Below are 19,830 nucleotides of genomic sequence, written 5' to 3'. Positions count from 1 at the left end.
TTTCAATCGTCCTGCACTTCACGCTGCGCGCCAGAGGCAGACTGGACCCGAGCGCCGATGTGGCGCTCCCAAAGGTCCGGCCTGCGTAACCGTGTATCGATCTCGGACTGTGACTTGCGCCACGCCGCGATTCTACCATGATCCCCCGATCGCAGCACTTCAGGGATCACTCGCCCTTCCCACTCAGCAGGTCGGGTATAGTGCGGGTATTCAAGGAGGCCGTTCTCGAACGACTCCTCATGCCCGCTAGAAGCCGCGCCCATTACGCCGGGAAGCAGCCGAATGCAAGCGTCCAACAGCATCAGCGCAGCACATTCCCCGCCCGACAGCACGATGTCTCCGACCGAGACTTCTTCGACCTCGCGGCCTTCGAAAATCCGCTCGTCAAAACCCTCGAACCGGCCGCACAGGACGATCACACCCGGACCCTCGGCAAGCTCGCGCACCCGCTCCTGCGTCAGCGGCTTGCCGCGCGGCGTCATGGCGATCACCGGGCAGCCGGGGTGCGCTTGTCGCGCATGGTCGATGGCCTTTGCCAGCACATCCACCCTGAGCACCATCCCTGCCCCGCCCCCTGCCGGCGTGTCGTCGACGGTCTTGTGCCGATCGATGGCAAAGTCCCGGATCTGCACCGCCTCCATCGCCCACGTCCCGTCGCGCAACGCCCGCCCGGCAAGGCTGACGCCCAATGGGCCGGGGAACATTTCGGGGTAAAGGGTGAGGACTGTCGCGGCGAAGGTCATTTGAATACATCCATGCCTGGCGCACCAGAGCGACCGCGCCTGACGACAGTAACCGTAACGAAGGCCAATATCGCCCAGCCAACGAAGATTGCCGCGAGCAATCCGAGCATTGCCAGTCCCGCAGCCATCGCCATGCCGCAAGCATCGACGCCGCAATTGTCAGCGGGCGTGGTCATGGCATTGATGATCACGAACAGGCACGGAACCGCCCCGATTGCGGGGATCGGCCCTGACGCCCACAATACGACTTTACGCTTGGACCAATCGGGCCTGAATCGCGCAAAGCTCCAGGCGAGCGCAAATGGCATGGCCAGCCCGAGCATCAAGAACAACAGCGCCAGCATCAATCCGACCAATTCTCAACCACCAACCCCGGCACATCCGCAAAGTCCTTCGCGTTGGCCGTCACCACCGTTAGGCCGAGCGAAATGGCATGGGCCGCAATCAGCCGGTCATAACTGGCCCGCTTGAACGGAATCTTCGCGTAAGCCCTTGCCGCCTTCTCATCAAAAGCCAGAACCGGCACCTCTTCGAGAAAGATTTCCAAAATCTTGGCCGGAGTTGGCTTGCCCTGTTCAGTGCCGAGGGCGACTTCCGCAAGAACAATCGACGACATGACAATGTCGCCCTCGTCTGCCTCGGCCATTCGTGCACGGAAGACGGGATCGTCACCCTCGATGGCCACGATCACTGCATTGGTATCGAGCATGTATTTCAAGCGGGATCGCCATCTTCAGTTGGCCCGGGCCAGCCATGCTTCGCGCGCCATTCGGCATCATCCCAAACGCGCGGGCTATCCTCGAACACCCGATCTTCCGGCTCGATCCGCTTCAAGCCAGAACCCCGTCCGATGCCCCAGACCTTCTCGATATTGAACTTGCGCTTCGCCTTGGGCTTGGGGTGAAGGATCAGATCGCCGTCCTTCTCCTCGATCACCCACTCGCGATCAGGCTCCACACCCAAGGCCGCCGGAATGCGGATGGCAACCGAGTTTCCCGATTTGAAGCTCTTGGCAGTATGCTCGATGCCCATCACGGCCTCCGTATATACGCAGCGTATATACTACTCCGCCCAGCCCGCCTCAATCACAATCCGCTCGTCAGTCCATTCCGGAACCGCTTGCGGCTTCATCGGCACCATAAACTTCTTACCGTCGGCCTTGCGGATCTCGATCACGTCGCCCGCGCCGAAGTTCTCGACCGCGATGCATTCGCCTAGGGCCTCACCCTCGGTCGAGACCGCAGGCAGGCCGATAAGGTCGGCGTGATAGTACTCGCCCTCGTGCAGGGGCGGCATTTCCGAGCGGCGCACGGTCAGCGCCGTGCCGCGCAGCTTCTCCGCCGCGGTGCGATCGGGCACTTCGGCGAAGCGGGCAATCGCGCCGCCCTTGCCGTCGTCCTTCAGCTTTACCACGGTCAGCGCGGAGTCGTTGAAGGCGCGGTAACGCTTCAGCGCCACCACGCCTTCACCGAACAGCTTCAAGCGGACCTCGCCCGCCACTCCATGCGCGCCGGTGATGGTGGCGAGCGTGACGGGCTGATCGCGCAAGATCAGGCCTCAGCCTGCTCTTCAGCAGCCGGAGCTTCCTCGGCCGGCGCAGCCGATGCAGCGGCAGCGGCTTCAGCAGCTTCACGAGCCTTCTCGGCCTTTTCCTCGGCGCGCTCCTTGGCCTTCTTGCCGGGTTCGCCAGCCTGCGGGTTGTTGGTGGGCTTGCGCTCCTTGATGCCGGCCTTGTCGAGCATGCGGGCAACGCGGTCGGTCGGCTGGGCGCCAACGCCGATCCAGTAACGCACGCGGTCTTCAACCAGACGCACGCGGTTCTCGTCGTCCTTGGCGAGCAGCGGGTTGTAGGTACCAACCTGCTCGAGGTACTTGCCGTCACGCGGAGCGCGGCTGTTGGAAACGACGATCTTGTAGTACGGGCGCTTCTTCGAACCACCGCGCGAAAGACGCATAGAAACGGACATCTGGATTACCTTTCAATCAAACTGGAAAAACGGAAAAACGCGAAATCACTTCTTCTTGAGCAGGTCGCCGAGATTGCCCGGCAAGCCGCCCGAACCCAAACCGGGCAGGCCGCCGCCACCCAGACCACCGAGACCACCGGCCCCCATCTGCTGGTCCAGCCCCGGCATCGCGGCGCCAAGGCCACCCTTGCCGAACAGCGCGCCCAAGCCCTTGAGACCGCCCATCTTCTTGATCTGCTTCATGGCCTTGGCCATTTCCTGGTGCATCTTCAGAAGCTTGTTGACGTCCTGCACTTGCGTGCCGGAGCCCTTTGCCACGCGGATCTTGCGCTTGGCATTGAGCAGTTCGGGCTTCTCGCGCTCCTTCGGCGTCATCGAACCGATGATCGCGTCCATGCGCAGCAGCACCTTGTCGTCCATGCCGGACTGCGCCATCGCCGCCTTGGCCTTCTTCATGCCCGGCATCATGCCCGCCAATACGCCAAGGCCGCCCATGTTCTGCATCTGGCGCAGCTGCGTGCGCAGGTCGTTCATGTCGAACTGCCCCTTGGACATGCGCTGTGCGAGCTTCTCGGCGTCTTCTGCCTGGATTGTCGCCGCCGCCTTCTCGACGATGGAAACGATGTCGCCCATGCCGAGGATACGGCCAGCGACGCGCTCGGGATGGAACGGCTCGATCGCATCCAGCTTTTCGCCGGTCGCGGCAAACTTGATCGGCTTGCCGGTGACGGCACGCATCGAAAGCGCCGCACCACCGCGCGCATCACCGTCCATGCGGGTGAGGATCACGCCAGTGAGGTCAACCTCGCCCGAGAACGACTGCGCGACGTTGACTGCGTCCTGACCGGTCAGCGAGTCGACAACAAGCAGCGTTTCCTTCGGCACCGAGACGGCGGCAACCGCCTTCATCTCGTCCATCAGCGCCTGATCGACGTGGAGACGGCCTGCCGTATCGAGCAGCAGCACGTCCACCGCCTGCAGCTTAGCCGCATTCACCGCGCGGGTGGCAATGTCGACCGGCTGCTGGCCGGTGATGATCGGCAGCGTGGCAACGCCTGCCTGCTCGCCCAGCACGCGAAGCTGCTCCTGCGCCGCCGGACGGTTGACGTCCAGCGAGGCCATCAGGACCTTCTTGCCCTGCTTTTCCTTGAGCAGCTTGCCGATCTTGGCGGTGCTGGTGGTCTTGCCCGAACCCTGCAGGCCGACCATCATGATCACGACCGGCGGCGCGGCGTTCAGATCAAGCTCGGCGGTGCCGCCGCCAAGCATCTCGACCAGCGCATCGTTGACGATCTTGACGACCTGCTGGCCGGGCGTGACCGACTTCAGGACCGACTGGCCGACGGCCTGTTCCGAAACCTGATCGACGAAGCGGCGGACAACGGGAAGCGCAACGTCGGCCTCGAGCAGCGCGATGCGCACTTCGCGCATCGCGGCGAGGACGTCTTCCTCACGCAGCGCGCCGCGGCCGCGCAGGCGATCGAATACGCCTCCAAGCCGGTCTGAAAGACTGTCGAACACGCGCAATTCCCATCATCATGCCCTTGATCGGGGACCACTTTCGCGTAACGCGAAAAACGCCGGTGGGCGAAACCTCGCCGACCAGCGTGTGGCATCCTGAACAGGGGCCGTTGTCGAATCCGCAAGACGCCATGGCGCTCGCACGCCCGCCCCTTAACTCCGCTTTGCCCGCAAGGCAAGCAGCTTGCTCCGACGTCCACCCACTGCTCCCGTCCCTACCGCTGCCGCTGACCGGTACCGGACATAGTTCTTAACCAAAATTTCAGGACGTTCCCTTAGCTTTGGCCCTGACGGTATCGAACCGCAGGACATGCGGCAAAGGTGAGAGCGGGGGCATGGCGACAACGCCGATCAAGTTCGAGAAGCGGGATATTGCCCCGGATGCTGGCGGCAGGGCGCCCACCGACCGGCGGGAACACGATATCGTGGGTCTCGGTGTCATCATTGCAGCCGTCCTGCTCTTTGTGGCCAACGGCTCGTCGGTACTGCGCGACTTCCTGCATTCACTGGCCACGGGCGCGAGACCGCAGGAGCCGATGCTCGGAACTGCCTTGGTGCTCAACATCGCCCTCCTGCTGTTCGGTTGGCGCCGCTACGTCGACCTCACCCGCGAAGTTGGCCAGCGCCGTATCGCCGAGGAAGTGGCCCACAAGCTGGCCCATACTGACGCGCTGACCGGCTGCCTCAACCGCCGCAGCATCGGCCCTGCTCTTCAGGACATGATCCACGCCGCCCGGGTCACCGGCCACGAGGTCGTGGCGATGATGATGGACCTCGACAACTTCAAGAAGTCGAACGACGCCCATGGTCATCAAGCAGGCGATGCCGTGCTGCTGCAGACCGCCGAGCGGATTCGGGCACTGCTGCCTGAAAAATCGATCATGGCGCGCCTTGGTGGTGACGAGTTCGCCTTTGCCACGATCTACGATCCGGACCACGTCGAAGCTATCGACCGCCTGATGCTCCGCCTGAACACTTCGATCGCCCGCCCCGTGGAGATCGATGGACTCGCGCTCGAAGTGACCGCCTCGATCGGCCTTGCCAACACGAGTCCTGCTGACCCGAGCGACGCCGCCGCCTTGGCGGAACTGCTGATCCACCGCGCAGACCTCGCCATGTATCAGGCCAAGAAAGCCGGCCGGAACCGCTACTACTGGTTCGAGCAGAACATGGAGAGCGAGTTGCGCTTCCGCAGCGAGCTGGAGCGCGGCATCCGCGAAGGCATCCCTCGCGGCGAATTCGTGCCCTATTACGAAAAGCAGGTCGATCTCGACACTGGCGAACTGACCGGCTTCGAAATGCTTGCCCGCTGGAAGAGCCCCAAGCACGGCCTGCTTTCGCCCGAACTGTTCATTCCCATCGCCGAGGAAATCGGCCTGATCTCCGAACTGTCGGAAAGCCTGATCCGCCAGGCACTGCGCGATGCGCGCGAATGGGATCCGCGGCTTACTCTCTCGGTCAACATCTCGCCACTGCAGTTGCGCGATCCGTGGTTTGCCCAGAAGCTGCTCAAGCTGCTGGTCGAAGCCAACTTCCCGCCGCACCGGCTCGACATCGAAATTACCGAGACCTGCCTGCATGAAAACGTCGGCGTCGTGCGCACCCTGATCACCAGCCTCAAGAATCAGGGCATCCGCATCAGCCTCGACGATTTCGGCACCGGTTATTCGTCACTGGCGCAGCTGCGCACCCTGCCCTTCGACCGGATCAAGATCGACCGCTTCTTCGTCTCGACGCTCGGCAAGAGCAAGGACAGTGGCACGATCATCGAGGCGATCTCCTCACTCGGGAAGGGAATGGACCTGCCGATCACTGCCGAAGGCATCGAAAGTCCCGAAGTGCTAGACGAACTGCGCAAATACGGTTCGTTCAAGGGCCAGGGCTACCTTTACGGTCAGCCGGCAGATGCGGACGAAGTCCGTGCCCTGCTGGCCAGCAGCAACCTTCTGCCCAGCATTGTCGTCCCCTCGCCCAGCGAACCGCTCGAACTTCCGCGAGCGGCGACGGCCTGATTTTCGGCGAAATGATTGCCACGAGGCGCGGCAATCCCTAAGTCGCGCGCCATGCGCATTCCCTTCCGCAAGATGCATGGCCTCGGCAACGATTTCGTGGTGATCGACGCGCGCGAGACGCCGGTGGCGATGACCACGCGCCGCGCCGCCGCGCTGGCCGACCGCCGCACCGGCATCGGCTGCGATCAGCTCATCGTGCTCGAACCATCGCAGGTCGCCGACGTGCGCATGCGCATCTTCAACAACGACGGCGGCGAGGTCGAGGCTTGCGGGAACGCCAGTCGCGCTGTTGGACTTCTGCTCGGGGGCACGAACGCGATCGAGACCCTGGGTGGGCTGATCCGCTCCGAGGCGGGCGAGGATGGCGTCACCGTCGACATGGGCCTGCCCCGCTTTGGCTGGCAGGACATACCCCTGAGTTATGCCATGGATACCCTTGAGTTGCCACTTGGCTGGGAAGAGTTGGAAAATCCCGTCGGCGTCAATGTCGGCAACCCCCATGCGGTGTTCTTCGTGCCCGATGCCGATGCGGTAGAGCTGGAAAGACTGGGCCCAGTCATCGAAAACGATGCGGTTTTTCCCGAGCGCGTGAACGTCAACGTCGCCAGCGTGGTCGGCCCAGACCACCTCAAGCTGCGCGTGTGGGAGCGCGGCGCCGGCCTGACCCGCGCCTGCGGCACCGGCGCCTGCGCGACGGCCGTTGCGGCGATGCGCCGCAAGCTGACCGGCCGCAAGGTCCGCGTCGACCTGCCCGGCGGCCCCCTCACCATCGCCTGGCCCGAAGGCGGCTCGATCGAGATGACAGGTCCCGCCGCGCTGAGCTTCGAAGGCTCCTTCGAGGACGCTGATTTCCCCGCATGAGCGGACAGGTCGTCTCCCTCGGCTGCCGCCTCAACATTGCCGAAAGCGAGGCGATCAGCGGGTTTCTGGACGGCGGGCCGCCGACCGTGGTCGTCAACTCCTGCGCCGTCACTGCTGAAGCCGTACGCCAGTCGCGCCGCGCGGTGCGCAGGCTGCGGAAGGAAAATCCCGAAGCACGGCTTGTGGTCACGGGCTGCGCCGCCACGATCGAGCAGAACGCATTCGCCGCCATGGCCGAGGTCGATGCGGTGGTGCCGAATGCCGACAAGCTAAAGCCCGAACTCTGGACCGCTGCCCCCGTTTCCACCGCCCATTTCGCAAAGGGCAAGCACACCCGCGCCTTCGTGCCGGTGCAGAACGGCTGCGATCACGCCTGCACCTTCTGCATCATCCCGCAGGGCCGGGGGACCAGCGTTTCATTCGAGACCAGGCAAGTCATCGAGGCAATTGCACGGCATGAAGGCGTGAATGAGGTCGTGCTGACCGGCGTCGATGTCACTTCGTGGGGCGCGGACCTGGCCGGAAGCCCACGGCTTGGCGATCTTGTCGCCGCGATCCTCGGCGCTTTCCCCGCACTGCCCCGCCTGCGCCTGTCCTCGCTCGACGGCGTGGAGATCGATCCGCTACTGTTCGACCTGATCACGCAGGAGCCGCGGGTGATGCCGCATGTCCATCTCTCGCTGCAATCCGGCAACGACATGGTGCTCAAGCGCATGAAGCGGCGGCACTCGCGCCGGGACGCGATCGATCTGGTGCAGCGTATGAAGAAGCGGCGCCCGGGCCTTGCGATCGGTGCCGACCTGATCGCCGGTTTCCCGACCGAAACGCCCGAGATGCACGCCGACAACGTCTCGATCGTGCGCGAATGCGCGGTCGTCCACGGTCACGTCTTCCCCTACTCCCCGCGTCCCGGCACGCCCGCAGCGCGGATGCCGCAAGTCGATCCGATGCTCGTCAAGGAACGAGCGGCCGAGGTGCGGGCCGAAGTGGCAAAGCAACGCCGGGATTGGCTGCGATCTCTGCTCGGCATGCCTGCGCAAGTCCTTGCCGAGCGCGACGGAACCGGCCATGCGGGACACTTTGCGACCTACCGCGTTCCGGAAGGTACTCCTGTCGGGAGCCTCGTCACGGTAACGCCGACCAAGATTGTTGAAGGAATACTGGAATGAGTCCGGAACCTGCCAGCGCAAGCTGGTCCGACCGCATCCTCGGCGGATTCCGCAAGACGTCCGAGCGGCTTGCCGAAAATCTCGGCGGCATCGTCGGCAGCAGCCGCCTCAGCGATGCGCAGCTCGATGATATCGAAGACGCGCTGATTCTGTCCGACCTCGGCCCGCGCGCCGCTGCCCGCATCCGCGAACGCCTGAAAGGTGCCCGCTTCGAGAATGGCGTGGACGAACAGGGCCTTAAGGAAGCGGTGGCCGAAGAGATCGCCGCGATCCTGCGACCGGTGGCCAAGCCGCTGGAGATCGTGGCCTTTCCGCGCCCGCAGGTGATCCTCGTCATCGGTGTCAACGGCTCTGGCAAGACCACCACCATCGCCAAGCTCGCCCACCTGTTCCAGGAGCAGGACTATGGCGTGATGCTGGCAGCCGGCGACACTTTCCGTGCTGCCGCCATCGGCCAGCTCAAGGTCTGGGCCGATCGGCTCGGCGTGCCCATCGTCACCGGCCCCGAGGGCGGCGACCCGGCTGCTATCGTGTTCGATGCGGTAAAGACTGCCACTGACACCGGCATCGACACGCTGATCGTGGATACCGCCGGTCGCCTCCAGAACAAGCGCGAGCTGATGGACGAGCTGGCAAAGGTGCGCCGCGTGCTCGGCCGCCTCAATCCCGAAGCCCCGCACGACGTGGTGCTGGTGCTCGACGCCACCAACGGACAAAATGCGCTGCAGCAGATCGAAATCTTCAAGGAAGTGGCGGGCGTGACCGGCCTGATCATGACCAAGCTCGACGGCACCGCGCGCGGGGGCGTGCTGGTGGCGGCGGCCGAGCAATATGGCCTGCCGATCCACGCGATCGGCGTGGGCGAGAAGATCGACGATCTGCGCCCGTTCGATCCCGACCTTGTTGCCAAGGTCATCGCAGGAGTGTTCCGGTGAGCGAGACGCAGAAGAAGCCCAAATCATCATGGGTGAACCTGCTGGTCGATTACGGCCCGCTGCTCGTGTTCTTCCTCGCCTACCGCTACTTCAAGCGCGACGGCGGGGACGCCGGACTTGCCGAGGTGGTGGCAGTTACCAAAGGCACCGCGGCCTTCATGGTCGCAACGGTCGTGGCGTTGATCGTCTCGAAGCTGCGGCTCGGTAAGATTTCGCCGATGCTGTGGCTGTCGACAGTGCTGATACTCGGGTTCGGGACCTTGACCGTCCTGCTGGGCGATCCCTTCTGGATCCAGGTCAAGCCAACGGCGATCTACCTGCTTTTTGCCGGCGTGCTGTTTGCGGGTCTTGCCAAAGGCAAAGCCATGCTGCGCTACCTGCTTGAGGCCGCATTCGACGGGCTGAACGAGGAAGGCTGGCTGAAGCTTTCGCGGAACTGGGCGTTCTTCTTCCTGTTCCTTGCCGCGCTGAACGAAGTCCTGCGCTATTTCTTCAACACGGCGAACGGCAATTTCGAGATCTGGCTGCAGGCCAAGCTCTGGGGCGTCACCACGCTGTCGTTCCTGTTCACTTTCGCGCAGATCCCGATGCTGATGAAGCATGGGCTGGCGATGGACGAGCAGACCGAGGTGGAACAGAACCCTCCGCACGATTGAGGCGCGCCTGCGCTTCCCCAAGGGGCTGGAGCCCCATCCCTAATTTTGTGTGACATTTGCGGCACGCTGCCTAATATGCGCGGCAACCGTGGGGGCATGGTCGTGCTCCTGCCATATGACGGTTGCACATAGGGGGAAATCACATGGCCAAGTTCTTTGGCAATCTTCATCTCGTTCTTGTCGTCGGTCTTGTCGCTGCCATCGCGGTGATGGTGGGCTACGGCGCATCCGCCCCGGCTGACACCAACTCGGTGTTCCGCTGGCTCCATGCCTTCTTCGGGATCCTGTGGATCGGCCTGCTCTATTACCTGAACTTCGTGCAGGTTCCGACCATGCCGAAGATCCCCGCCGAGCAGAAAGGCGCGATCACCGGCCACATCGCACCGAAGGTGTTCTTCTTCTTCCGTTATGCCGCGCTGCTGACCGTGGTCACCGGCCTCGTCATCGCGTTCGTCAACGGCTATGGCCATCAGGCATTGTCTTTCTCGGGCGAAGGCAACGTCAACATGATCGGGCTTGGCATGTGGCTGGCGCTGATCATGGCATTCAACGTGTGGTTCATCATCTGGCCCGCCCAGAAGAAGATCCTCGGGATCGTCGAAGCCTCGGCCGAGGAAAAGGCTGCTGCAGCACCCCGCGCTCTGGCCGCAAGCCGCACCAACCTGCTGCTGTCGCTGCCGATGCTGTACTGCATGGTGAGCGCGAACCTGGGCTGATCATCCCGGCCTTGATGCACTGGAACAGGGGGCGCGGCATCATCGGTTGCCGCGCCCTTTTTCTGCGACGGGATATTAAATCGTGTTCATGCGTTGCCCCCTCAACCCGCACTGCGGGTGCGAACACCAAGGGGAGTAATTCACCACATGCGCAAGTTCACGATCCTCGCTGCCGCCGCGGCGACCGCCCTGACGCTTTCCGCCTGCTCGGAAAAGACCCAGGAAGCTGCCGAGACGACAGCGGAATCGGCAGGCAATGACGTTGCCAATGCTGCCGACAACGCAGCTGCCGCTACCGACGAGCTGGGTGACAAGGCTGCTGCCGCCGTCGACAACGCCGCCGCAAAGACCGACGAAATGGCCGACAAGGCAGCTGCGGCTACCAAGCAGGAAGCCGCCGAAGCCGAAGCCAGCCTTCACAATGAATCGGTGGCGGAAGCTAAGAAGGACTGATCCGATCTCCCGGGGCGGCACTGCCGCTCCGGGCATCGACGTGATTGGACGTCAGCTTGTGAAAAGACCGGCAAGCTTTTCGATGAGATGAGCCGATACATAGGGCTTGCTGAGAATTGGCCGATCATTGAACGGCGGATCGACAGACCCATAGCCCGTGGCAATGATGAAGGGCACTTCGCGCGCGGCAAGTGCTTCCGCCAGAGACGAGCCGGATTCCCCGGCAAGGTTCCAATCGAGGACCGCTGCATCGATGCCGCCTGCAGCGATCGCCTCCATGCCCTCGCTCACCCTGCCGACCGGCCCCAATGGCACTGCGCCGTGATCTTCCAAGGCATCGCACAACATGGCGGCGACTATGAACTCGTCTTCAACAACCAGTATGCGTTTGCCGTCAATCATCGTGCGTCCCAGGAGTTGGCCGGACATGCGGCACCGCGATACGGCATCGTAACCCGGCCTGATTATAGTCCAGATCAACCCGGCCACCAAGCTGGCGGGGTATCGCTTCAGTCAAGAGGCGCGAGCCGAAACCCTTGCGTTCGGGCACATTCACCCCAGGGCCACCACTCTCCACCCAATCTATTACAACCATATCGGATTCATCGACTGCCCAACGCACCGTCACCCGGCCGGTCAGGCCTGACAGCGCGCCGTATTTCATCGCGTTGGTGGCCAGTTCATGCAGGACCATCACCAGCGAAACGGTGGCATTCGCCGGCATGACCACATCCGGCCCCGACACGTCGAGCCGCATGTCATCTGCCCTGCAGATCAGCAGCCCGTGGTTGACGATGTCGGCGAGGTGCGCTCCCGCCCAGTTGGTCCGGCTCAGGGCGTCATGGGCGCCGGACAGAGCGGCGAGCCTGTTGCTGAATGTGCCGATCCGACCATCGGCAGCACCTCCCCCGCGAAAGGTCTGGTGGGCCATCGCCTGCACGACCATCAGCGTGTTCTTGACGCGATGGTTCAATTCATCAACGAGCAGCTTCAGTTGCTCTTCCAGTTGCTTGCGCTCGGTAATGTCGATGCCGGTCGATTGGGCAACCGACCACTCGCCTGCATCGTCGAATTCAAGGGCGTGATTGCGCCACAGCATCCACCGGGTCCCACCCGCCGCTTCGAAACGGTTTTCGATGGTCAGTTCCGGATGCGCAGGAGTCAGATTGCGCAACATGGCGCGGACATGGTTCTGGTCCTCTCCGGTGACGAAATCCCAAAGGTTTCGGCCCGTCAACTCATGCGGCTCGCGCGCGAGGGTGGCCGCGTAAGCTCGGTTGACGAACAGGATCAGCCCGTCAGACCGAAAACGGCAGACAGTTTCAAGCTGAGCATCGAGAATTTCGCGCAGTAACGCGCTATCGGACATGCGGGCGCCCCTGTTGCCACAATGGGCCAGAAGTAACGGAATTCTGACGAATTCCAATATCCTTAGCTGGAAACCGGATGAACCGAAGCGGACCGGTCAGATCTTCAGTTGGCTACCGAGTTCGACAACGCGGTTGGTGGGAAGCCGGAAGAACTCCATGGCACTTGCCGCGTTGCGCAGCATCCAGGCGAACAGCTTCTCTCGCCACAGCGCCATGCCGGGCTTGTCCGAAGGAATCAGGGTCTGGCGTGACAGGAAGAAGCTGGTCTTCATCATGTTGAACGGCTCGCCGCACATGCTCACGCCCTTCAATGCGCCGGGTACGTCGGTTTCCTCCAGGAAGCCGAAACGCAGGGTCAGGCGGTAAAAACCATTGCCGAAGTCCTTGACGGCGTAGCGTTCGCCTTCATCCATGTAAGGCACGTCTTCGATCGAGACGGTGAGGATCACGACGCGCTCGTGCAGCACCTTGTTGTGCTTGATGTTGTGCAACAGTGCCGAAGGAACGCCAGCGGCGGTCGAGGCCATGAAGATTGCCGTGCCGGATACCCGGGCCGCGCTCGAATGCGCGGACTTGGTAAAGACCTCGAGCGGGATCGTGCCTTCGGCCATGTTCTCCCGCATCAGGGCACGCCCGCGTGACCAAGTTGTCAGCAAGGTGAAGATGGCAATGCCCATTACCAGCGGCACCCAGCCACCGTCAGGGATCTTGGTCATGTTGGCGCCAAGGTATGCCCCGTCGATTGCGAAGAACAGGGCCAGCATGGCGACGGCCGCAGGGGCCTTCCAATGCCACAGTTTGAACAGCACGACCGCCAGCAGGAAGTTGTCGATCAACATCGCCCCGGTCACCGCGATGCCATAGGCGGCGGTAAGGTTGGACGAGCGCTGGAACACCAGCACCAGCAGGATCACCGCGATCATCAGCGCCCAGTTGATCACCGGGATGTAGATCTGGCCGGCTGCGGTCGAGGTGTGCTTGATCGTCATGCGCGGGATGAAACCAAGCTGGATTGCCTGCTGCGTCACCGAGAATGCGCCGGAGATGACCGCCTGCGAAGCAATCACTGCAGCGCATGAGGCGATGAACAGCAGCGGCCATTGGAACCACTCTGGCGCAAGGTAATAGAACGGGCTTTCGAGCGCGGCCGGATTGCGGATCAGCAACGATGCCTGGCCGAGATAGTTGAGCACCAGCGCTGGCAGGACGAAGATCAGCCACGACATGCGGATCGGGCTGCGTCCAAAGTGGCCCATGTCAGCGTAAAGCGCCTCAGCGCCGGTCACCGCGAGCACGGCGGCGCCCATCGCGAGGAAACCTCGCCATGGGTCGGAGATGAACATGGTGACCGCGTGGTGCGGACTGAGCGCGGTGATGACCTGGGGGTATTCGGCGATGCTGAGGCTGCCTAGCACTGCAATGGTGCCGAAATAGACCAGCATGATCGGCCCGAAGAACGCAGCAACCTTTTCGGTCCCGCGGCTCTGGATGAAGAACAGGCCGATCAGGATACCGACGACCAGCGGCACGATCAGGGGATGCATGTCAGGCCGGTAAACTGCGACGCCTTCGATCGCGCCCATCACCGAGACCGCCGGGGTGATCATCGAATCACCATAGAACAGCGCAGTGGCAAACACGCCGAGCAGGATGATCCCCTTGCCCCAGCGCTTGCCATCCGTGTGCTGGTTGATCAGCGCAAGCAGCGCGAGGCTGCCGCCTTCACCCTTGTTGTCGGCGCGCATGATGATCGAGACGTACTTGAACGTCACGATGATCATCATCGACCAGAACATCAGGCTGATGATGCCGTAGATGTGCAGCAGGTCCAGCGGGAGCTTGTGGTGCCCTGCAAATGTGTCGCGCAGAGCGTAAAGCGGGCTGGTGCCGATGTCGCCGAAGACGACGCCGATCGCGCCGACAGCAAGCTTCGTCAGGGAGCCGTGCGAGTGCCCTGCATGGCCGTGGCCGGCGGTGTGCGCAGGCGCGCCCCCACTGGCATGTTCGGCATTGCTGACAGCATTACTCATGGCAACAGTGCCCCCGGGCTCACAGCCTCGATCGCAACCACCAGAAGGGCGGTGCGGCGCGGCGCTTTAGCACTGCCCCAATGCACCCGCAATGGGCTGGAAAACGGCCGCGCGCGAGGATAACGAACGGCATATGCAGCCGTTCCGAACGCCATTTTTCTGCTTTTTATTCAGCAGCTTGGTTGGAGGCGCCAGCTTCTGGAGCGGGTACCGGAACCGGCGCCCCCGCGGTCACCGCGCCGGAGCTTGCCGCCAGCATCGAGTCGATCCGCTGGATTCGTTCTGACAGATCCGCGCGATAGGGAGCGTCTGCAGGAGAACGCCGGAGCAGCTCTGCCCACATCGCGCGAGCATCGGCTAGCCTGCCGGACTGGGCGAGTGCCAGGCCCATGAAGAACGGGGGGCCGGGATGATCCGGCGCAATCGCTGCCGCTTTCTGGAACGCGAATTGCGCCGCCGGCGTGATGATCCCATCACTGTGGCCCACCAAGGCGTTACCGAGCGAAACCCACAGGTCAGCATCCTGGGGGAACTGCTGCGTTCCCTTGCGCAGCACTTCCGCCGCGGCGCCGTATTGCCCCTGCCGGGCAAGTCCGTCGGCCAGGATCATCCAGCTCTGCCCTTGCGCGAACTGGTCGCCCATCTGCTGGCGTTGCTTGACCAGAGCCTCGTCCGCAGCGCGCTTGTTCTCGATCGGCGCCTTGGGCGCGCCGGGCGTGCCGGGGTGCCCTTGCAGCGCATAACCCGCAATCCCGACGAGCAATGCCGCGCCTGACAGCTCCCAACCGGCACGCGGCATCTTCAAAACGAATGCCAGCAGCACGAAGACGATCGCTGCGATCAGCAGGATCAGGACCCAGGTCATTCGCCGCCCTCCGGCTTGATACTCTTGCGGAAGCGCCCCCGCAGCAGAACTGCCGCGAGAAGCAAAATGACCAGCGGAGCCGCAAACAGTGGCCACATGATCGGCTTGTTCTGCGGCGCATAGCTGACGTAATCGCCATAGCGCTCAACGAGCCAGGCGCGAATGGCCTCGGGATCCTCGCCGGCCTTGATGCGGGTGCGGACTTGATGCCGCATGTCGCCAGCCATCGGCGCATCGGAATCCGAAATGGCCTGGCTCTGGCACTTGAGACAGCGCAGCGTCTCCATCAATCGCTGTGCCTTGGCCTCCTGCGCCGGGTCTTCAAGCTGCTTGTAGGCATAAGGTGCGGGAGGCAGTTGATCCTGAGCGAAGAGCGGCTGAGCCGCCAGCAAAGCCATGATCGGGAAGAAAAGGCGCTTCACGATTGCGCCTCCTTCAGCTTTTCAAGAATGAGCGGCACATCCTCGGGACGGATCTCGCCAATGTGCTGATACCGGATCACCCCTTTGGCATCGATCACAAAAGTCTCTGGTACGCCCGACGAGCCAATGGCGAGCTGCACTTCCGAGAGATCGTCCTTGCCGATGCGGGCGAAGGGATTGCCGTTTCTCGCAAGAAAGTCCTCAAGGTCCTGCTTGCGATCACGCAAGGCAACACCGTCGATCTCGATGCCCTGCTGACGCAGCGCTTCCAATTGCGGCGCTTCCACCGCGCAAGGAATACACCAGCTCGCAAAGACATTCAGCAGCCTTGGCTTGCCCTTCATCTCGGCGGTGTTCAGCCCGGGCCTGTCGTCGGTTGCTGCCGCGAGATTGAACTGCGGCAGTGGCTTGCCGATGAAGGTGCTTGCCACTTCGCGGTCAGCCGGGCGGACTAGGCCCCAGATCACAAGGGCGAAGAATGCGCCGAACAGGATCAGCGGGAGCCAGATGGCCAATCCGGAGCGCTTGGGCGCGGGCTCGGTCACTTGAGTTGCTCCTGCTGCGACTTGCGCCAGGCGATCTTGCCTTCGGCCCGCAAGCGCCGGATATCGTGGGCGACGCGGCCAATCAACGCGAGCAGGCCACCAAATGCCACGAGAAGGCCACCCAGCCAAAGCAGCGGCACGAAGGGCTTCCACCAGAAGCGCATTTGCCAGCGGCCGTCTTCACCCTCGTTGCCCAGAACCGCATAGAGCTGGCCGTTCCAGCGCGTATGTAGCGCGGATTCGGTGCGCTCGCCCGGCGGCGAGGTAAAAGTGCGCGCCTGCGGGTGCAGCGTTACAGGATTGCCGCCCTTGTAGGACGCGCTCACGGTGGCCTCCAGCGCGGTCCAGTTCGGCCCGGCCACCGGCTCGACGCTTTCCAGCTTGAGCGAGATCGGCCCCACAGCCTGCGTATCGCCGACGTTCATGGCGGCGAGGCGCTCGGTGGAGAATGCGCTTTCGGCCGCCGCGCCGAGCAGGGCCACGGCAATGCCGAAGTGCCCGAAGACCATGCCATAGACCGCAAGAGGGGTGCGGCGCAGATTGCGGCCACGCAGCGGTAACCAGCTCGCTACGGTGAGCCCTATGCCCACGGCGATGCCCAGCATCGGCAGCACGCGAATGCCCGGCGCCATCACTGCTACAGCCAGCAGCACCACTGCCGCCAGCAATGCAGGCACGGCAACGGCAGCGGTGATCCGCCCCGGCTTGTCCTTGCGCCAGCGCAGCAACGGTCCGACCGCCATGACCATCATCATCGGGATCGCAAAGATCGCCGAAACCGGGTTGAAGTACGGCGGCCCGACCGAAACCTTGGCTCCGAACGCCTCGGTCAGCAGCGGGTACAGCGTGCCCAGAAGCACGATGCCGAGAATGCCGCAGAGCATCACGTTGTTGAACACCAGGCTGGATTCGCGGCTGAAGACACTGAAGCGTTCCCCCTCAGTCACGGTCGAGGCGCGAATGCCGAACAGCGCCAGCGCGCCGCCAATGTAGATTGCCAGCAAGGCGAGGATGAACGATCCGCGCTCCGGATCAACGGCGAAGGCATGAACCGAGGTGAGAATGCCCGAGCGGACGAGGAACGTACCCACCATCGACATCGAGAAGGCAATCACCCCGAGCATGACCGTCCACGCGCGCAGAGCGTTGCGGCTTGCCAGCACCGAAACCGAATGCAGGAGCGCCGTCGCCGCCAGCCACGGCATAAGCGAAGCGTTCTCGACCGGATCCCAGAACCACCAGCCGCCCCAGCCGAGCGTGTAGTACGCCCAGTAGGAGCCGGCGGTGATGCCCACCGTCAGGAAGATCCACGCGCCCAGCACCCAAGGCCGCATTGCCCGGGCGAAAGCGGGACCGACGTCGCGCGTGATCAGCGCACCAATTGCGAAGCTGAAGGCGACCGACAGACCGACATAACCGACGTAAAGCGTCGGCGGATGGAACGCGAGGCCGATGTCCTGCAGCAGCGGGTTGAGCCCTGCCCCTTCCGGTGCTGGTTCGGGCAAACGCTCGAAAGGGTTCGAGGACAAGAGCAGGAAGGCGTAGAAGCCAAGGCTGACGAAGGCTTGCCCGGCGAGCGTGGCCAGAAGCGTTTCCTCGCGAAGGCGCTGCTCGACCAAGGCTACGATGCCGCCCGAAACCGCCATGATCGTTACCCACAGCAGCATCGAGCCTTCGTGGTTGCCCCAGGTACCGGCCAGCTTGAAGATGAACGGCTTCATCGAGTGGCTGTTCTCGGCAACGAGCTTCACCGAAAGATCAGTCTCGAGAAACAGGTCGATCAGGCAGAGGAAAGACACCGCAACCAGTGCTCCCTGCATCACGGCAAGCGGCCGAACCACGCCGGCCAGCACCTTGCCGCCCGGCCGGAGCGCCGAGAAACCGGCGAACAGTTGCAGCACGGCAAGCGCTGCCGCCATCCACAATACGGCAAGACCGAGTTCTGCGATCATTTGGTTTCGGCCACCACTTCCTTGGCCTGTGCGGCGGTCATGTCGCCCATCTGGCGGGGAACATACTTCTCGTCATGCTTGGCGAGAAGATTGTCGGCGACGAAGGTCTGACCCTCCATGCGCCCCTCGGCGACGACGCCCGATCCCTCGACGAAGAGGTCCGGGGTGATGCCGGTATAGCGGACCGGCACGCGGGCCTTGCCGTCGCCAACGATGAAATCGATCGTCACGCCGTCGGCCTGTGTCTTGAGCGAGCCCTTCTCGACCATGCCGCCGAGGCGGATGGCGCGGCCCTGCTCCGGCTTGTCCTTCACGAGATCGCTTGGCACATAGAAGTAGCTGGCCTGGTTGGACAGGGCATAGGCGGCAAGCAGCCCTGCCCCGATCAGCGCAGCAAGTGCGATGACCAGGAGGACGAGCCGCTGGTGCTTGGGCTTGATGCCGCCGGTTGAATTGGTGCTCACTTGCCTCTCACCTTGTCACGACGGCGTTCCGCCCGGACCATCGCCACCAGCGTCCAGCCGACCAGCACCAGCGTGCCGATCACGCCGATCGCCAGGGCTGCTGCCACGTAATCCCACTGCTGAAGACCTTCGCGCATCGTAAGCTTACGCCATCGCTTTCCGGCGCAGACGCGCCTCGGCCTGAATTTCGGCCAGAAGAGTGCGCATCCGCGCTAGAACCACGCCGCCAAACACCAAGCTGAAACCCAGCGCGGCAATGAGCAGCGGCCAGAGGAATGTTCCGTCGATGGCCGACTTGCCCGCGGTAATCGAAGGGGGTTGATGCAGGCTGTTCCACCACACCACCGAGCGGTTGATGATCGGGATGTTGATGGCGCCGACCAGACCGAAAATTGCCGTGATACGGCTGCCGCCGCCGCCGCCGGCCATGTCCCGCTGCGCAGCGCCGGACAGAGCGATGTAGCCGAAGTACAGGAACAGCAGGACGAGGAAACTGGTCAGACGTCCATCCCAGACCCACCACGTGCCCCAGGTCGGCCGGGCCCAGATCGAGCCGGTGGCAAGGCAGATCGCCGTGAACGTCGCACCGGGAACAGCCGCCGCACGTCCGGCGATGGCCGCCAGCGGATGCCGCCAGACCAGTTCGACAAGGCTTGCAATCGCAATGGTCGACCACCCGGCCATGCCGAGCCATGCTGCGGGGACATGGATGAACAGGATCCGCACGGTGTCGCCCATCAGGCGATCGGGCGGCACGACAATCACGCCGTAGAGCACCGCGCCCATCGACAGGAGGAGGCCGGACACCAGAAGCAACGGCATCATCCAGCGGGCAAGGCGCAGGAAACGGGCGGGATTGGCAAATCCGTGCATGGGCGCGGGGAATCTGATCCTTCTCCCGGCGACCCCCGCCGCCGGTCCGTCATCGCTCTGCCACTTGCCGCGCCACGGGGCAAGCGCAATGGCGCCGAGCCGTACCAAAAGGCGATACGACAGGGCGAAAATGCCTTTGATGTCAGGAGAGAATGGGGCGACCGATGGGGTTCGAACCCACGACCTCCGGTACCACAAACCGGCGCTCTAACCAACTGAGCTACGGTCGCCACATTGCTGCGCAGGTTTGCTCTGCGCGGGGTGGCCCCTTTGCAG

The 19,830-nt window shown here is 63.3% G+C and carries 24 protein-coding genes and 1 tRNA gene; 7 read left to right on the top strand and 18 right to left on the bottom strand.

Annotated features, from left to right (window positions below):
• Positions 1-2: 2 nt before the first annotated feature.
• The 7 genes from trmD to ffh are packed head-to-tail and all read right to left on the bottom strand — an operon-like array spanning position 3 to position 4,231.
• Entirely contained in the window at positions 3-743 is a 741-nt protein-coding gene (gene trmD / locus HGI46_RS08160) for a tRNA (guanosine(37)-N1)-methyltransferase TrmD (RefSeq protein ID WP_168903760.1), read from the bottom strand.
• Entirely contained in the window at positions 740-1,090 is a 351-nt protein-coding gene (locus HGI46_RS08155) for a hypothetical protein (RefSeq protein ID WP_168903759.1), read from the bottom strand. Before HGI46_RS08155 ends, trmD begins: the two co-directional genes overlap by 4 nt.
• Positions 1,087-1,452, bottom strand: coding sequence for a type II toxin-antitoxin system VapC family toxin (locus HGI46_RS08150; RefSeq protein WP_346766697.1), 366 nt, complete (start codon positions 1,450-1,452; stop codon positions 1,087-1,089). The genes HGI46_RS08155 and HGI46_RS08150 overlap by 4 nt, the downstream gene beginning before the upstream one ends.
• 5 nt (positions 1,453-1,457) lie before the next feature.
• Positions 1,458-1,775: a hypothetical protein gene (locus tag HGI46_RS08145; RefSeq protein ID WP_205525163.1), complete on the bottom strand. Its 318-nt coding sequence runs from the start codon at positions 1,773-1,775 to the stop codon at positions 1,458-1,460.
• Positions 1,776-1,805: 30 nt separating this feature from the next.
• Positions 1,806-2,291, bottom strand: a complete 486-nt coding sequence (gene rimM / locus HGI46_RS08140; RefSeq protein ID WP_206065600.1) for a ribosome maturation factor RimM — start codon at positions 2,289-2,291, stop codon at positions 1,806-1,808.
• Between the two features lie 2 nt (positions 2,292-2,293).
• A complete protein-coding gene (gene rpsP, locus HGI46_RS08135; protein WP_168903757.1) occupies positions 2,294-2,710 on the bottom strand; it encodes a 30S ribosomal protein S16 in 417 nt (138 codons plus the stop codon).
• Between the two features lie 45 nt (positions 2,711-2,755).
• Entirely contained in the window at positions 2,756-4,231 is a 1,476-nt protein-coding gene (gene ffh, locus HGI46_RS08130; protein ID WP_168903756.1) for a signal recognition particle protein, read from the bottom strand.
• A 335-nt stretch (positions 4,232-4,566) separates the two neighbouring features.
• Between ffh and HGI46_RS08125 the strand changes: the two genes are divergently transcribed.
• From HGI46_RS08125 to HGI46_RS08095, 7 genes are all read left to right on the top strand, one after another.
• The gene (locus tag HGI46_RS08125) at positions 4,567-6,243 is read left to right on the top strand and encodes an EAL domain-containing protein (RefSeq protein WP_168903755.1); all 1,677 of its coding nucleotides are present in this window, start codon (positions 4,567-4,569) and stop codon (positions 6,241-6,243) included.
• A 51-nt stretch (positions 6,244-6,294) separates the two neighbouring features.
• A complete protein-coding gene (gene dapF, locus HGI46_RS08120; protein ID WP_168903754.1) occupies positions 6,295-7,104 on the top strand; it encodes a diaminopimelate epimerase in 810 nt (269 codons plus the stop codon).
• Entirely contained in the window at positions 7,101-8,273 is a 1,173-nt protein-coding gene (locus tag HGI46_RS08115; protein WP_168903753.1) for a MiaB/RimO family radical SAM methylthiotransferase, read from the top strand. Before dapF ends, HGI46_RS08115 begins: the two co-directional genes overlap by 4 nt.
• A complete protein-coding gene (gene ftsY / locus HGI46_RS08110) occupies positions 8,270-9,208 on the top strand; it encodes a signal recognition particle-docking protein FtsY (protein WP_118073483.1) in 939 nt (312 codons plus the stop codon). Before HGI46_RS08115 ends, ftsY begins: the two co-directional genes overlap by 4 nt.
• A complete protein-coding gene (locus HGI46_RS08105) occupies positions 9,205-9,864 on the top strand; it encodes an inner membrane-spanning protein YciB (RefSeq protein ID WP_118073482.1) in 660 nt (219 codons plus the stop codon). Before ftsY ends, HGI46_RS08105 begins: the two co-directional genes overlap by 4 nt.
• Before the next feature lie 143 nt (positions 9,865-10,007).
• A complete protein-coding gene (locus tag HGI46_RS08100) occupies positions 10,008-10,580 on the top strand; it encodes a urate hydroxylase PuuD (RefSeq protein WP_168903752.1) in 573 nt (190 codons plus the stop codon).
• A gap of 147 nt (positions 10,581-10,727) precedes the next feature.
• Positions 10,728-11,033: a hypothetical protein gene (locus tag HGI46_RS08095; protein WP_062343423.1), complete on the top strand. Its 306-nt coding sequence runs from the start codon at positions 10,728-10,730 to the stop codon at positions 11,031-11,033.
• Between the two features lie 51 nt (positions 11,034-11,084).
• Here the strand turns inward: HGI46_RS08095 and HGI46_RS08090 are convergent, their stop codons facing one another.
• The 11 genes from HGI46_RS08090 to HGI46_RS08040 all read right to left on the bottom strand — a co-directional run bounded on the left by HGI46_RS08090 (position 11,085) and on the right by HGI46_RS08040 (position 19,784).
• Positions 11,085-11,462, bottom strand: a complete 378-nt coding sequence (locus HGI46_RS08090; RefSeq protein WP_240946638.1) for a response regulator — start codon at positions 11,460-11,462, stop codon at positions 11,085-11,087.
• The gene (locus HGI46_RS08085; protein ID WP_168903750.1) at positions 11,428-12,459 is read right to left on the bottom strand and encodes an HWE histidine kinase domain-containing protein; all 1,032 of its coding nucleotides are present in this window, start codon (positions 12,457-12,459) and stop codon (positions 11,428-11,430) included. The genes HGI46_RS08090 and HGI46_RS08085 overlap by 35 nt, the downstream gene beginning before the upstream one ends.
• A 39-nt stretch (positions 12,460-12,498) precedes the next feature.
• Positions 12,499-14,433 carry a potassium transporter Kup gene (locus tag HGI46_RS08080; RefSeq protein ID WP_206065598.1) on the bottom strand — a complete coding sequence of 645 codons (1,935 nt, stop codon included), beginning with the start codon at positions 14,431-14,433 and terminating at the stop codon, positions 12,499-12,501.
• Positions 14,434-14,599: 166 nt separating this feature from the next.
• Positions 14,600-15,298, bottom strand: coding sequence for a tetratricopeptide repeat protein (locus HGI46_RS08075; RefSeq protein ID WP_168903749.1), 699 nt, complete (start codon positions 15,296-15,298; stop codon positions 14,600-14,602).
• Positions 15,295-15,696 carry a cytochrome c-type biogenesis protein gene (locus HGI46_RS08070; protein ID WP_168903850.1) on the bottom strand — a complete coding sequence of 134 codons (402 nt, stop codon included), beginning with the start codon at positions 15,694-15,696 and terminating at the stop codon, positions 15,295-15,297. The genes HGI46_RS08075 and HGI46_RS08070 overlap by 4 nt, the downstream gene beginning before the upstream one ends.
• Positions 15,697-15,716: 20 nt before the next feature.
• The gene (locus HGI46_RS08065) at positions 15,717-16,265 is read right to left on the bottom strand and encodes a DsbE family thiol:disulfide interchange protein (RefSeq protein WP_118073479.1); all 549 of its coding nucleotides are present in this window, start codon (positions 16,263-16,265) and stop codon (positions 15,717-15,719) included.
• The gene (locus HGI46_RS08060; protein WP_168903748.1) at positions 16,262-18,217 is read right to left on the bottom strand and encodes a heme lyase CcmF/NrfE family subunit; all 1,956 of its coding nucleotides are present in this window, start codon (positions 18,215-18,217) and stop codon (positions 16,262-16,264) included. The genes HGI46_RS08065 and HGI46_RS08060 overlap by 4 nt, the downstream gene beginning before the upstream one ends.
• The gene (gene ccmE / locus HGI46_RS08055; RefSeq protein ID WP_118073477.1) at positions 18,214-18,681 is read right to left on the bottom strand and encodes a cytochrome c maturation protein CcmE; all 468 of its coding nucleotides are present in this window, start codon (positions 18,679-18,681) and stop codon (positions 18,214-18,216) included. The genes HGI46_RS08060 and ccmE overlap by 4 nt, the downstream gene beginning before the upstream one ends.
• On the bottom strand, positions 18,678-18,818 hold the full coding sequence (locus HGI46_RS08050) for a hypothetical protein (protein WP_162895998.1): 141 nt from the start codon (positions 18,816-18,818) through the stop codon (positions 18,678-18,680). The genes ccmE and HGI46_RS08050 overlap by 4 nt, the downstream gene beginning before the upstream one ends.
• Before the next feature lie 7 nt (positions 18,819-18,825).
• Positions 18,826-19,554: a heme ABC transporter permease CcmC gene (gene ccmC, locus HGI46_RS08045; RefSeq protein WP_168903747.1), complete on the bottom strand. Its 729-nt coding sequence runs from the start codon at positions 19,552-19,554 to the stop codon at positions 18,826-18,828.
• Between the two features lie 153 nt (positions 19,555-19,707).
• Positions 19,708-19,784 (bottom strand) — tRNA-His (locus HGI46_RS08040).
• Positions 19,785-19,830: the final 46 nt, after the last annotated feature.

This window comes from Novosphingobium sp. ERW19 (assembly GCF_012641315.1).
Lineage (GTDB): Bacteria > Pseudomonadota > Alphaproteobacteria > Sphingomonadales > Sphingomonadaceae > Novosphingobium.
Note: the sequence above shows the minus strand (reverse complement) of the source record. Positions and strands in the feature narration are given on the sequence as shown.